The 12,859-nt window shown below is 71.0% G+C and carries 11 protein-coding genes; 8 read left to right on the top strand and 3 right to left on the bottom strand.

The window, feature by feature from the left end:
- Positions 1 to 175: 175 nt before the first annotated feature.
- From AB0D12_RS16990 to AB0D12_RS17015, 6 genes are all read left to right on the top strand, one after another.
- Complete coding sequence (locus AB0D12_RS16990) at positions 176 to 1,246, top strand: GNAT family N-acetyltransferase (protein WP_362682766.1); 1,071 nt, start codon at positions 176 to 178, stop codon at positions 1,244 to 1,246.
- A 34-nt stretch (positions 1,247 to 1,280) separates the two neighbouring features.
- Complete coding sequence (locus AB0D12_RS16995; RefSeq protein WP_362682612.1) at positions 1,281 to 2,594, top strand: glycosyltransferase family 2 protein; 1,314 nt, start codon at positions 1,281 to 1,283, stop codon at positions 2,592 to 2,594.
- Positions 2,595 to 2,637: 43 nt separating this feature from the next.
- A complete protein-coding gene (locus AB0D12_RS17000; protein WP_362682615.1) occupies positions 2,638 to 3,429 on the top strand; it encodes a polysaccharide deacetylase family protein in 792 nt (263 codons plus the stop codon).
- A gap of 117 nt (positions 3,430 to 3,546) precedes the next feature.
- A complete protein-coding gene (locus tag AB0D12_RS17005; protein WP_362682618.1) occupies positions 3,547 to 5,490 on the top strand; it encodes a hypothetical protein in 1,944 nt (647 codons plus the stop codon).
- Positions 5,487 to 5,885 carry a hypothetical protein gene (locus AB0D12_RS17010; RefSeq protein WP_362682621.1) on the top strand — a complete coding sequence of 133 codons (399 nt, stop codon included), beginning with the start codon at positions 5,487 to 5,489 and terminating at the stop codon, positions 5,883 to 5,885. Before AB0D12_RS17005 ends, AB0D12_RS17010 begins: the two co-directional genes overlap by 4 nt.
- Entirely contained in the window at positions 5,885 to 7,024 is a 1,140-nt protein-coding gene (locus AB0D12_RS17015) for a glycosyl hydrolase (RefSeq protein ID WP_362682624.1), read from the top strand. The genes AB0D12_RS17010 and AB0D12_RS17015 overlap by 1 nt, the downstream gene beginning before the upstream one ends.
- On the opposite strand, the gene AB0D12_RS17020 is transcribed toward AB0D12_RS17015, so the two are convergent.
- The 3 genes from AB0D12_RS17020 to AB0D12_RS17030 form a co-directional block, all read right to left on the bottom strand.
- On the bottom strand, positions 6,999 to 9,158 hold the full coding sequence (locus AB0D12_RS17020) for a lipopolysaccharide biosynthesis protein (protein ID WP_362682769.1): 2,160 nt from the start codon (positions 9,156 to 9,158) through the stop codon (positions 6,999 to 7,001). The two genes, AB0D12_RS17015 and AB0D12_RS17020, sit on opposite strands and share 26 nt — an antisense overlap.
- A 91-nt stretch (positions 9,159 to 9,249) precedes the next feature.
- Positions 9,250 to 10,428 carry a DegT/DnrJ/EryC1/StrS family aminotransferase gene (locus AB0D12_RS17025; RefSeq protein ID WP_362682772.1) on the bottom strand — a complete coding sequence of 393 codons (1,179 nt, stop codon included), beginning with the start codon at positions 10,426 to 10,428 and terminating at the stop codon, positions 9,250 to 9,252.
- Positions 10,429 to 10,602: 174 nt separating this feature from the next.
- Complete coding sequence (locus AB0D12_RS17030; protein WP_362682775.1) at positions 10,603 to 11,508, bottom strand: RNA polymerase sigma factor SigF; 906 nt, start codon at positions 11,506 to 11,508, stop codon at positions 10,603 to 10,605.
- Positions 11,509 to 11,825: 317 nt separating this feature from the next.
- On the opposite strand from AB0D12_RS17030, the gene AB0D12_RS17035 reads away from it, so the two are divergent.
- Together AB0D12_RS17035 and AB0D12_RS17040 are read left to right on the top strand one after the other, a co-directional pair.
- Positions 11,826 to 12,194: an STAS domain-containing protein gene (locus AB0D12_RS17035; RefSeq protein WP_327324005.1), complete on the top strand. Its 369-nt coding sequence runs from the start codon at positions 11,826 to 11,828 to the stop codon at positions 12,192 to 12,194.
- A 160-nt stretch (positions 12,195 to 12,354) separates the two neighbouring features.
- A complete protein-coding gene (locus tag AB0D12_RS17040; RefSeq protein ID WP_327324004.1) occupies positions 12,355 to 12,849 on the top strand; it encodes an ATP-binding protein in 495 nt (164 codons plus the stop codon).
- Positions 12,850 to 12,859 lie beyond the last annotated feature (10 nt).

Below are 12,859 nucleotides of genomic sequence, written 5' to 3' on the forward strand. Positions count from 1 at the left end.
CGAAGAGTTGATTCCGGCACTCGAACACCTCGCGTATCCCTCCATTCCGAGTCCTTCACGAAACGGTCACAAGAAGTGCGACGGTCCCTACCCTGTCGGGATATGGGCCGGTAGCGTCCTGTCCTCGGGAAAAGCTCATGGGGAGGACCGGGGGGTCGAGTTGAACGGTGTACGCATTCGTGTCGTGAAACCGGACGAGCTGGGCGAGGGAGAGATCGAGGCCTGGCGGGAGCTGCGTGCCAAGACCGGCGCACCCGCCAATCCGTTCATGGAGCCGGAGTTCACCCGCACCGTCGGCCGCGTGCGGCCCGCGGCCAGGGTGGCGGTGCTGTGGGAGGACGGGGAGCCCGCCGGCTTCTTCCCGTACGAACGAGGGCCACTGGGCCACGGACGCGCGATCGGTCTGGGGGTCTCCGACTGCCAGGGCGCCGTGCTCCGCGCCGGCCTCACTGTCGCGCCCCGTGAGCTGCTGCGAGCCTGCGGGCTGTCGGCGTGGGAGTTCGACAACCTCGAGGCGGGCCAGGAGATGTTCGTGCCCGATGCCGCCGAGGAGTTCGCCTCTCCCGTGATCGACATCGGCGCGGGATACGCGGCGTACGAGGAGGTCCTGCGCGCGCAGTCGCCCAAGTTCCTCAAGACCACCCTGGCCAAGGAACGCCGGCTGGGGCGGCAGGCGGGCCAGGTGCGGTTCGTCTTCGACGAGCGCGACCCGGCCGCGCTGCGTGCGCTGATGGAGTGGAAGTCCGCGCAGTACCGCAGGACCGGCCGCCGGGACCGCTTCGCTCAGGAGTGGATCAACACCCTGGTCCACCTGCTGCACGAGACACGCACCTCCGGCTGCTCCGGAGTGCTGTCCGTGCTGTACGTCGCCGACCGGCCCGTCGCCGCGCACTTCGGGCTGCGCTCGCGCACCGTGCTGTCCTGCTGGTTCCCGGCGTACGACGTCGAGTTCGCCAAGTACTCGCCGGGTCTGATCCTCCATCTGCGGATGGCCGAGTCCGCCGCCGACGAGGGCATCGGAATGCTCGACCTGGGGCGTGGGACCGCGGAGTACAAAGACGCGCTGAGGACCGGTGAGCTGCGGGTCCACGAGGGCTCCTCGGTCCGGCCGGGGGCGGGGGCGGCCCTGTACTGGCTGAGTCGCGAGCCCTCGCGCCGCGCGCACAGCTTTGTACGCAGCAGGCCGCGGCTGGCCGGGTACGCGCAGCGGGCGCTGAACCAGGTCGGCCGGTTGCGGGGTAACTGAACAGCAGGAACATCCGAGCAGGCGGGGGATTCGCATGCCGAGCACACCGAACAAGCCACAGAGACCGGCCGAGATCCAGGTCGCCGAGCTGGATCTGGACGGTCCCGACGGCGCCGTCCTGCGGTTCGGACCGGCGCCCGGCGGTGGTCCCCCCGTACGGGCAGGTGATGTCTACGCACTCGTCCGGCTCCGCGGCCGCCCCGTCGCCACCGTCGTCTGCGCCGTCCCACCCGGCAGGGACCCGGCCGACTCCGTAGCCGCGGCCGCCCGCGCCAAGCTCGCGCACGCCACCGGCGCACCTGGGCCACAGGACCCCGCTCACGCCCCCGGCGCACCTCGGTCACAGGACCGGGTGACTATCGTCGTCGCAACCCGCGAGCGCGCCGATCAGCTCGCCCGCGCGCTCGACTCGCTGCTCGCCCAGGACCACCCGGACTTCGAGATCGTCGTCGTCGACAACGCGCCCGTCACCAGTGCCACCCACGACCTCGTCGAGCACAAATACGGTGAGCGCGTCCGATACGTCCGCGAGCCCGTACCGGGCCTCGCCGTCGCCCACAACCGCGGGATCGCCGTCGCCGACGGCGCGGTCATCGCCTTCACCGACGACGACGTCGTCGCCGATCCGCACTGGCTCACTGCGCTGACCGCGCCCTTCGCCCGCGATCCGGGCCTGGGCTGTGCGACCGGCCTGATCCTGCCCGCCCGGCTGTGCACGCCCGCGCAGATCCTCCTCGAGAGCCACGGCGGCTTCGCCAAGGGCTTCGCGCCTCGCCAGTACGACCCGGCGCACCCGCCCGCCGACGAACCGCTCTTCCCGTTCACCGCCGGCAGTTTCGGCTCCGGCGCCAACATGGCCTTCCGGGCCACGGTGCTGCGCGAGATCGGCGGCTTCGATCCCGCCACCGGCACCGGCACTCCGGCCAGGGGCGGCGACGACCTGTACGCGTTCGTCAGCGTCCTCGTCGCCGGGCACCGGCTGCGCTACACGCCCGACGCGCTGGTCTGGCACCACCACCGCGAGAGCTGGCAGGACCTGAAGAACCAGGCGTACGGCTACGGCGCAGGCCTCACCGCGTATCTCACCGCCGTCCTGGTCCGCCGGCCCGCGCTGCTGCCCGCACTGCTCAGAAAGCTGCCGCGCGGACTCGCGCACGCCCGCTCCATCACCGCGCACCGCGAGGCCGGCGGCGCCTCGGTACCCGGGGAGCACGGGGCGCAGGACTATCCGTGGCCGCGCCATCTCTCCCGGCTCGAGCGGCGCGGGATGCTGGCCGGGCCGATCGGGTATGCCAAGGCGCGCCGACGGGTGCGCGGCGTACCGCTCCCGTGGGGCAGCCGGCCGTAGCGGGACGAAAGTGAGACGAAGAATGAGAGGCGCTGGTACGACGATGCCCCGGATCCCCGTACTGCTCTACCACGCCGTGATGGACGAGCCGCCCGACTGGATCGCCGAATTCACCGTCACACCACGGGAGTTCGGCGCGCAGCTGGACGCGATCGTGGCCAGCGGCCGCACCCCGGTCACCATCGGCGCACTCGCGGACCAGCTCGCGGGCCGTGCCCCGGTCGTCCCCCGGCCCGTCGTCCTCACCTTCGACGACGGCTTCGCCGATCTGCCGGGGCCCACCGCCGAAGCGCTCGCCGCACGCGCACTGCCCGCCACCGCGTATCTCACCACCGGGGCCATCACCCCGGGCCGGCGCAGTCTGCTGCCGCCCGCGCCGATGATGACCCTCTCGCAGGCTCCACTGCTGGAGCAGTACGGAGTGGAGGTGGGCGCCCACACCGTCACCCACCCCCAGCTGGACACCCTCCCGCCGAAGGCACTCCACCGTGAACTGCGCGAGTCCAAGGCGGTTCTGGAGGACGTCCTCGGCCATCAGGTGACGCACCTCGCCTATCCGCACGGCTACAACAGCCGTGCCGTGCGCAGGGCCGTCGCCCGCGCGGGCTACGCATCGGCGGTCGCCGTGCGGCACGCACTGAGCTCGGACACCGACGAGACGTACCGCATCGCCCGCCTCATCCTGCGCCGCAGCCACACCGTCGCTGACATCGAGGCGTGGATGGACGGTCGTGGCGCGCCGGTCGCGCCGTTCCCCGACTCGCTGCCGACGGTCGGGTGGCGGTTCTACCGGCGGGCCCGCGCGGTCGTGAAGGGCCCGGTCTTCGCGGGGTAGCAGGGGCAGCGACACAACCGGAGAAGAGAGCCACGCAAACACGAAATCTGTTCCTATACTTCGCTGAAGGGACAGCGGCGTGACGGCCGCGACCACTTCCGTGGGGGGAGTCGCACTGTGCGCCAACGCGTGCCCGCACCGCTCACAGGGCGCAGCGCGCCGCCGTCCGCCCTGGAGACCACCGGCCAGGAACCACCCGGCGACACCGCCCGCCCACGCATCCGCAGACCGCCCGACCTGCTGCGGCCCGACCTGCTGTTCAGCTGGCTGCCGCTGTTCCTCGGCATCGGCCTCTGGCTGTACGCGCTGCCGCGCATCGGATTCCGCTCCATGGGCGACTACGGTCTCCTCGACCGGCTGCCCGCCGCCTTCTATCTCTCGCTGCTGGTTCTGACCTGCGGCTTCCTGCTCAGTCTGCGCCGTGCCGGTACGGCACCCTGGTGGCCCGCCGCCTACTGCGTCGGACTGCTCTTCGCGCTCAAGGCGGCGCCGGCCGTGCTGTACGACTCGGTGCGCTACCCCTGGGCCTCCAAGCACGACGCGGTCATCAACCAGCTGCTGCTCAACGGCGAACTGCGGCCGAACGCCGCCCTGTCCGGCAACATGTCGGCGTACGACCAGTGGCCCGGCTTCTTCTCCCTCAACGCCGCCCTGGTGCGGACCTTCGGCGTGGAGAGCGCGGCCGCCTACCTCAACTGGGCGCCGATCGTGCTCGGGCTGCTGGTGATGCCGGTACTGGTCCTGATCTACCGCACCTTCACCGAGGACTGGCGGCTGGTGTGGACCGCCGTCTGGATCTTCCAGGCCGCCAACTGGGTCGGGCAGGACTATCTGGCCCCGCAGGGCTTCGCGTATCTGCTGCATCTGACCGTACTGGCCGTGGTGCTGCGCCATTTCGTACGGCCGGGCTCGGCAGGCAGGCTCCGGGACCGCACCTGTCTCGATCCGGTGGCCGCCCCCGTCCCGCCGCCCACCGGGGTGCGCCAGCGGGCCGTCTGCATCGCCATCCTCGCCCCGCTCATCGCCGCGATCAACGCTTCCCACCAACTCACGCCGGTCATGCTGTGCGTCTCGCTGCTCGCCCTCACTCTCACCCGCCGCTACCGCAACTACGGGCTGCTCGTCGTCGCCGGGCTGCTGATGCTGATCTGGGACCTGACGATGGGGCGGCCGTTGTTCGTCGAGACGCTGGGCACCCTGCGCGACTCGATCGGCGAGCTGATGCAGAACTCCCGGGCCGGGTACGCCGGTCAGCTCACCGGGCCCGGGCCCGAGCTGGCCGGGCGCGCCAATGTGGTGATGGTCCTTGCGGTCGCCGCCCTTGCCGGGATCGCGGTGCTGACGCGGCGCCGGCTGACCCGGAGCGCGTTGCCGCTGCTGCTGGTGTCGGCCGCTCCCGTACCGATGTTCGCCGTCAACGACTACGGCGGCGAAATGCTGTTCCGCGTCTACCTCTTCGCGCTGCCGGGCGCGGCGTTCTTCGCGGCCGCGGCACTCGTTCCGGCCGTCGTCGGGGCCCGCAGGCCACAAACCCGGGCCGGCACGGTCCGGCGCCGGATCGCCGCGGTCGCGCTGCCGCTGGCGCTGACAGCGCTGGTCGCGGGCTTCATGCCCTCGTACTACGGCAAAGAGAAGATGTACTACACGCCGCCCGCCGAGACGGCGATGGTCACCCGGACCATCGACCGGGCCCCTCAGGGCACGCTGATTCTCGCCACCACCGGCTCGTTCCCGCAGGCGCTGCACCGCTACGACCGGCTGGAGCACTGGTTCTTCGCCGAGCAGGAGCTGCCGGAGAACGAGAAGATGCTGAAGGACCCGGCGGGATATCTGGCCCGGGGGATCGCGCGCGGCACCAAGGCGTACGTCGTTCTCACCCGTACCCAGGACATCTACACCGCGGGCGAAGGCCTGCTGCCGCCCGGCGGCTTCGCCGCACTGCGCTCGCGCCTGTCGGCGTCACCGCTGTTCAAGGTCGTCGAGGAGCAGCCGTACGGCGTCGTACTCGAATACCGGCCAGGAGGCCCACGGGGCTCCCGAAGCGGGGGGATCACCCGATGAAGGTCCATCAGAATCAGCTCAGAGCGGCCGTGGCGGTCTCCGGATGGGTGGCTCTCGCCGCGACCCTGCTGCCCGGCGGTTCGCCGCTGCGCTGGATGCCGGTGCTGCTCTTCGTCTGCTTCGGACCCGGCTTGGCCATGCTCTATCCGCAGCCCAGCGGGCTGCGATCCGGCGCCCGCCTGGAGGCGTTCGCGCTGGCGGCGCCGATCAGCCTGTCGCTCGGCGTGCTCACCGCCACCTCGCTCTATCTGGTCAAGGCCTTCTCGGCCACCGCCTTCCTGGTGGCGCTCGCCGCGTTCGCGACCGTCGTCGCCGCGCTGCCCGGTCTGCCGCTGCCCGCCGCCACACAGGGCGCCGCCGAGCGGGTCAAACGCAGGCCCGCGGACGGTGGCTGATGAACGGCCGCCACGCGGGGCCCCACAAGAGGGCGTACACCGCCGTCGTCCTGGTGGCGGTGGCGCTGCTCGTCGCCGGGCTCGGCGTCTGGGCCGGCGGCGTCGACGGTACGGCGGGGAACGGGGACGACGCCCGCTCGCCGGGCCGGGATCTGCCCCGCAACGCGGCGTCCGGCGAGCTGCCCACCGGGTCCTGCGCACCGGACGAGAAGCTGGTCGCAGGGTGCGGGGCCTGGTGGGGCGCGTACATCCCGTACGACCGGAACAGCTCCCTCACGAAACCGGTGTACGCGTTCGAGAAGAAGATCGGCCGCAAGCTCGATCTCGTCTACACGTACCACGACATGTCGGGCGGAAAGACCGACGGTGAGCTGCTCACCGCCGACGAGCAGGAGCTCGGCAAGGACCGCCTGCTGATGCTGGCGTGGGAGTCCACGGTGTGGAAGGAACCGCACCACGCCAACTACACGGAGACCCAGCTCGGCTGGAAGAACATCGCCGCCGGGAAGTACGACGCCAAGATCATCGACCCGCAGATCCGCCGCCTCAAGGCGTACGGCAAGCGGGTCTTCTTCTCCTTCGACCAGGAGGTCGACGCCCGCATCAAGGAGGGCGCGGGCACCCCGGCCGAGTACGTCGCCGCCTACCGGCATCTGTACGACCGGTTCCGGAAGCTGGGCGCCGACAACGCCGTCTGGGTGTGGACGGTCTCCGGCTATCTGGGCAGCGCCGATGCCATGAAACAGCTCTATCCGGGCGACGACTACGTCGACTGGATCGGCATGGACCAGTACAACTACTTCGGCTGCCACGACACCACCGACTGGAACGACTTCGACGAGAGCCAGCGGCCCACCTACGACTGGCTGCTGGAGAACATCTCCGCGAAGAAACCGCTGATGATGGCGGAGTTCGCCACCGCGCCCGACCCGGCGGACCCGGACCGGCAGCGCGGCTGGTACTCGGCCATTCCCGGGGTCATCAGGACCATGCCGAAGGTGAAGGCGATGGTCCACTGGAACCGGGCGACCTCCGCCGAGGCGAAATGCGATCTCACCGTCAACGAGGGCCCGGCGCTGGAGGGTTACCGGAAGGCGGGCGGCGACCGCTACTTCAAGCAGACGGTTCCGAGCCGCTGACAGCGCGCCGGCCGGTGCGGCGGCGGCGTACCGCCGCACCGGCCGCCGCAGCCGCGTACAGCCCGGCGAATCCGGCGAACACCGGCAGCGCGGCAGCCGCCACCGTGTCCTGGGCCGCCCACCCGGCCACCGCCAGCACCCACACCGCGCCCGCCGTGACCCGCTCGCCCGCGCCCGCCGCGCGCAGCGTCACCGCTGCGAGCGCGAGGCAGAGCGCCTGGAGCGCGGCGGGCAGCACGCTCAGGACACCGGCCGGGCTGTCCAGGCCCGCCGCCTCGGCGAGGAAGTCCGCGAACGCTTCGGCCCACGAGCCCTCGGCCGGCTCCGGCCGGATGCCGAGCAGCAGCGGCGCGGTGTGCAGGGCGGCGACCGTCACCAGCAGGGCCGCGCCGGTCAGGGCGAGCCGCGGCCGCTGGAGCGCGACGGCCGCGCAGTACACGACGACGAGCAGGATGCCTGCGGTGAGCGTGACCGGCGGCAGCGCGTCGAGCAGCTCGCCGCCGGACAGCCGGTTCCGGCCGAGGTCCTCGGCGCGGGAGAGCGGAATCCAGAAGAGCCCGGCGGCCAGCCCGAGCCACAGCCACAGCCAGCTGGTCAGCCGGAGCTCGTCGCCGCCGGGTGCGGAAGGCCGCTCGTCCGCGGGCTCGGGTACGTACACCGGGATGCCGAGTGCGGGCGTCGCCGTGTCGTGCCCGCCCCGCAGGTAAGCGGTCCGGCGCGCCCAGTCGGAGTCGAACTCCTGTTCCTCCCGGTCGGCCCGCTCGCGCCGCTCGGCGGCCTTCCTGGCCCAGTTCGTGCCGTAGTCGATCTCCTTCTCGCGGCCCCGGTGCAGCAGCCGGCCCAGCCGGGAGGGCTTCGGCTCGCGGCCCGACAGCGCGGCGCGCAGCCCGGGCACCGACACCGCGGCCATCAGCGTCATCGAGAGCAGCATCGCCAGGCCCGCGCCAGGGATCCCGACGGGGCCGAGCAGCAGCGCCGCGCTGCCCAGCACCAGCGTGCACATCGCGCCCTGCAGCGCGGCGAGCACGCCCGTACGCCCCTGGACGCGCAGCACTCCGATGTACAGCTCGACGGCGACCCGCGGCAGCGCGGCCGCGGCCAGCAGCCGCAGCACCGTGGTGCCGTGCTCGGCGTAGGTGTGGCCGAACGGGGCGAGGATCTGCGGGGCGAGCACGACGAGGAACAGCACGACCGGCACCAGCAGCACGGACATCCGGCGCAGCGCGCCCCGCACCCCGGCGGCCAAGGTCTCCGGGTTGTGCGAGGCGTGGGCGGTCAGCGAGGAGGCCATATTGATGGCCATGAACTCCATCGTCCCGCCGACGGTGTACGCGATGTAGAAGTACGCGTTGTGCGCGGCGTCGAAGTGGATCGCGACCATCACCGGCAGCAGATTGATCATCGCCAGCGAGAACAGCGAACCGACCGAGTCACCGGCGAGGAAGCGCCTGATCTCGCGGAGGCTGGGCGGCTCGCGGTCGCGGTCGGCCGCGACCTGCCGCGGGATGAGCCTGCGGAAGATCAGCCAGGCCAGCGGCAGTACGGACAGGCCGATGGCCGCGGCCCAGGAGACGAAGATGCCCAGGACGGGCATGGCGGTGGCGAAGACGGCGAGCAGCAGCAGCTTGCCGATGGAGAAGACGGCGTTGCCGACGGGCACCCACACGGCCTTGCGCAGCCCGGTCAGCACACCGTCCTGGAGCGTCAGCAGCGCCCAGGCGACGCAGGACGCGGTGAAGACCACACCCGCCGTGAGTCCGCCGAGAGGCGCGTACGAAGGCCCCCAGAGGTCGAGCGTGAACAGGAACGCCACGGAGGCGAGGCACACCACCAGCGAGCTGGCGGCGTACGCCCGCCACACCAGGGGTCCGGTGGCCCGTCCGGCCCGTGGCACGTACCGCACCACCGCGCCGATCATGGTCGTCGCGGTGATGGAGGCCAGCAGCCGCATCGCGGCAATGGCGGCCGAGCCCTCGCCGACCGACTCCTTGGTGTAGTAGCGGGCGGCCACCAGCCAGAAGCCGAGGCCCAGCGCGGCGGAGACGCCGGTGGAGAGCATCAGGGCGTAGGCGTTGCGGAACATCGAGTCGCCGCTGGGGGCCGCGCTCACCGCCGAGCCGTCTGCCTGGGACATGTCCGCCCGGGACCCGTCCGCCTCGGACACGTCGGGGGCGGACGGCTCGGCCGAAGGCACGGCATCGGACGGCTTGCGCAGCCGGGTGGTGTCAGACACCGTGCTCGCCCTGCGTGGACGGCGGGGCCGCTTCGGCTCCGGGCGGCGGGGCGGGCCGCGCGCGCAGTTCCGTGAGAACGGATATCACCTGGTCCGCGCGGAGCGGATCGACGGGCAGGGCGTGCCGGGCGAACCAGGCGGCCCGGTCCGGTACGGGCGACGGGTCGGTGAAGACCTCGCCGGCGTACGTGTCGAGCGGCGGGTCGTAGAGATAGCCGACCGTGATCCGGTGGCGTGCGAGTGCGGCGATGGCCGCGTCGCGGTCCTCGACCAGCAGCGGCACCCGGAACAGCGGCTGCACCGGTCCGGGCCGCGCCGGCGCCCACTCGGTGGCGTACAGGCGCCGGGTGCCGGCGCGATGCGCGGCCAGCCGGCCGTCGAGGCGGGTCAGCAGCCGCTCCGTACGCCGCAGCCGCAGCCCGCCGGGTCTGAGCCGGTAGTCGTGCATGTCCACGCGTATCCAGGAGTGGAAGTCCGCGAGCGCGGGTGCGGTGGACATCGCCTGCTTGAGCTCGCCGGGCCGCAGTTCCATCCGGATGTCCTCGCGCTCCTCGAGACCGAGCAGCCGTTGGGTGGCGCGGGCCGCCCGGACGAGCCGCAGTCCCCGCACACCGGCCTCGGCGTACGGTCGCAGGCCGTACGCGATCTCCGCCGACAGCCGTGCAGGTTCCAGGAGTTCGTCCCGTGCCCGCTCCAGTGTCGACCGCAGCGCCGGATCCGCGACAGCGAGGAATCCGCCGGTCTTGGCCCCGGTGTGCTTGGAAAGGCTGAAGACGGACGCATCACCGAAGGTTCCCACCGGCCGTCCCGCCACCTCGCTGCCGATCGCGTGCGCGGCGTCCTCGATGAGCGGGATCCCCAACCGGTCGCAGTGGGCGCGCAGTTCGGGGACCGGATCGGGATTTCCGTACAGATTGGTGGTGATCACGGCGGACAGCCCGCGCCATACGGAGTCGGCGACGGCGGCCGTGTCGATGGACCCGTCCTCGGCGTTGAGCGGCGCCTGTACGGGACGCAGTCCGGCGGCGAGCACCACGAAGAAGATGACGTCGTCGTTGACCGGCGACATCAACACCCGCCCGCCGGGCGGGCACCAGTGGCGCAGTGCCACGTAGAGCCCGATGCGGCACGACGGCACATACAGACATTCCCTGCCCAGACGGCGGCCCATCAGCTGTTCCAGTGGTGCGTACGCCGCAGGGCAGCCCTCCCCAAGAGCCATGTTCATCCCCCCACCTACCCCAGGCTCAATGTGGACCAATCAGGACTGCCCCGTCAATAACGGGGAAGGGCCCATTCCTTGACGGAATGGGCCCTTCCAGTGGCCTGTGCGGCGTGTCCCCCGTTACTCCTCCAGCGTCAGACCCTTCCGGAGCCTGACCAGGGTGCGGGACAGCAGCCGGGACACATGCATCTGCGAGATTCCGAGCTCCTCGCCGATCTCCGACTGCGTCATATTGGCGACGAAACGCAGGGAGAGGATTTTACGGTCCCGTGGCGGAAGGCTTGCAATCAGCGGCTTCAGCGACTCGACGTACTCGATGCCCTCGAGTCCGTGGTCCTCGTAGCCGATGCGGTCCGCGAGCGCGCCCTCGGTGTCGTCCTCCTCGGGCTGGGCGTCCAGCGAACTCGCGGTGTACGCGTTGCTCGCCGCCATGCCCTCGACGACCTCGTCGTTGCTGATGCCGAGCTGCTGCGCCAGTTCGCCGACGGTGGGCGCGCGGTCGAGCTGCTGGGCGAGTTCGTCGCCCGCCTTCGCGAGGTCGAGCCGCAGCTCCTGGAGGCGGCGCGGCACCCGCACCGACCAACTGGTGTCGCGGAAGAATCGCTTGATCTCGCCGACGATGGTCGGCATCGCGAAGGTCGGGAATTCGACGCCACGGCTGAGTTCGAAGCGGTCGATCGCCTTGATCAGGCCGATCGTGCCGACCTGGATGATGTCCTCCATCGGTTCGCTGCGGGAGCGGAACCGGGAGGCGGCGAACTTGACCAGCGCCAGGTTGAGTTCGACGAGCGTATTGCGTACGTAGGCGTACTCGTGCGTGCCTTCCTCGAGGGATTCGAGGCGTCCGAAGAGCGTCTTCGACAGGGCGCGCGCGTCCACTGGTCCCACCTCGTTGAAGGGTGGGATCTGCGGGAGCCCGTTCAGCCCGTTCAGCCCGTTCAGGCTTTCCAGGTTCTCGGGTTCGGGGGCGGGGGCGTGTGTCGACGGCGCGGTGGGGGTACGCGATGCGTCGAGCCGGGGTGACATGGTCTCCTCCATCGTTCTCGGCATATGGCCGCCGATGCCAATACGTGCTGCTGCGGTGAGCGGCGCCTCCAAAGCCGGTCGTGTTGGTTGTGTCCGTACTAGGCCTACCCGGTCAGTGCGGGCAGTTGCAAGTGCCATATATTCCATATGTCCGTTATGGTGCAGAGTTCGGCTACCCGTCGGCGCATGGAAGGGCTACTCTTCGTCGGGCGTCCACGCCGTCCGACGACGGCGCTCGACGCACGCAGCGACACTCCGATGACACGACGGCGATGCGGCGAACGATGCAGCGCACGACACGGCGAAGAGGGACGGGCATGGACCGCGGGACGGTCGGCAGCGCGAACCGGGGCCGACTTCAGGTCGAGGTTCGGACCGAGGGCCACAGCGAGGTGGTGAAACCGGCGGGTGAGCTGGATCACCACACCGCCGAATTGCTGCGCGCGCCATTGGACGACGCGGTCGAGCAGGGCCGGGTACGGCTGGTCATCGACTGTTCGGAACTCGAGTTCTGCGACTCCACCGGGCTCAATGTGCTGCTCGGCGCGCGACTGAAGGCCGAGGCGGCCGGGGGAGGGGTCCATCTGGCCGGGATGCTGCCCGTAGTGGCCAGGGTCTTCGAGATCACCGGAGCAGATGCGGTCTTCACCGTGCACGACTCCCTCGAAGCGGCCCTCTCCGACTGACTGTCGCCCCCCTTTGTTGTCCGCGTCACGCGCGCCGCTTCGGCGCAGTGGGTGTTGTCACGATTCGGCAGGGCAGGAGAACCTCCGCAGAACGTTGACGACCCCGCACTCTGTGTATTCAAGTCATGGCAATTTGGTGAATCGGTGAGGTGAAGCGCTGATGAGCACCACCCGGCAGCAGCCGCCGGGCGACCTCGGCCCCGAGCCGAACGGCGCCGGCGCCGCCCCTGCCTCCGGTGCACCCGGCGGTGCGGTGCGCAGTCTTGCCCTGGGCAGCGCCAGCGGCATCGTTCCGATGGCCCGCGACTTCACCCGCCAGGCGCTGTACGACTGGGGCTGGCTGCCCGCCGCCAGCGCCGACCGGCGGGCGGCGGCGGAGGATGTGCTGCTGGTCGTATCCGAACTGGTCACCAACGCCTGCCTGCACGCCGATGGCCCGGAGCAGCTGAAAGTCGGCTGCGACGGGAAAGTGCTGCGTCTGGAAGTCACCGACCGGGGCACCGGCCAGCCCGCCCCGCGCACCCCGCACCGGGCCGGACGGCCCGGCGGACACGGGATGTTCATCGTCCAACGTCTCTGTCTGGACTGGGGAGTTGTCCGCGTGCCCGGCGCGTCGGGCAAGACGGTCTGGGCGGAGCTCGCCGCGCCCTCCTAGCGCCGCGCGC

It is taken from the genome of Streptomyces sp. NPDC048479 (genome assembly GCF_040651435.1).
Taxonomy (GTDB): domain Bacteria; phylum Actinomycetota; class Actinomycetes; order Streptomycetales; family Streptomycetaceae; genus Streptomyces.